1 protein-coding gene and 1 pseudogene are annotated in these 660 nt (G+C 46.2%); both read left to right on the forward strand.

Features of this window, described 5'->3' with window-relative positions; genetic code table 11:
• Positions 1-150: pseudogene (locus R7O13_RS27710) on the forward strand (DsbE family thiol:disulfide interchange protein); the annotation flags it as partial.
• Entirely contained in the window at positions 147-632 is a 486-nt protein-coding gene (locus R7O13_RS27715; protein ID WP_318305302.1) for a cytochrome c-type biogenesis protein, read from the forward strand. The pseudogene R7O13_RS27710 and the gene R7O13_RS27715, both read left to right, overlap by 4 nt.
• Positions 633-660: the final 28 nt, after the last annotated feature.

The raw sequence follows: 660 nt of genomic DNA on the forward strand, positions 1-660 counted from the left end.
GATCTTGGTGTGTACGGCGCACCGGAAACCTTCATTATCGATGCGAATGGTGTCATTCGTTACCGTCATGTAGGTGATGTTAACCCTCGAAATTGGGCTGACACGTTAGCACCGATGTACAACCGGCTGGTTGAGGAGGCGAAGCAATGAGAAAAGTGATTTTAGCAGTGTTTGCAGCCCTAACATTCTCGTTGGCGGCACATGCTGCAATTGAAGTGTATGAGTTTGACAACTTAGAGCAGGAGCAACAGTTCAAAGAGCTAGGACACACATTACGTTGCCCTAAATGTCAGAACAACACCATCTCTGATTCGAATGCCGAACTTGCTCAAGACTTGCGCCACAAGGTCTACGAAATGACGAAAGAGGGCAAGTCACAAGAAGAGATCGTCGATTACATGATCGCGCGCTACGGCAACTTCGTGACTTACAATCTGCCATTCACTATGTCGACAGCGATTTTATGGCTTGGTCCACTGGCTGTGGTTTTGGGCGGTTTTGGTTTGATCGTGCTTCGTAGCCGAAAGTCAAAAGCAAAAGTCACGGCAAACAACGACGAGAAATGGGACGAGCAAAAAGAAGCGCGTTTAAAAGCACTGCTTGAAGAAGAGAATAACGGAGATAATAAGTAATGACTCTATTTTGGATTTCCACCGTTAT

The organism is Vibrio sp. Y176 (assembly GCF_033438945.1).

Excerpts from the sequence above, each read along its gene's own strand:
- R7O13_RS27715 (WP_318305302.1), top strand. The coding sequence starts at position 147 with ATGAGAAAAGTGATTTTAGCAGTGTTTGCAGCCCTAACATTCTCGTTG.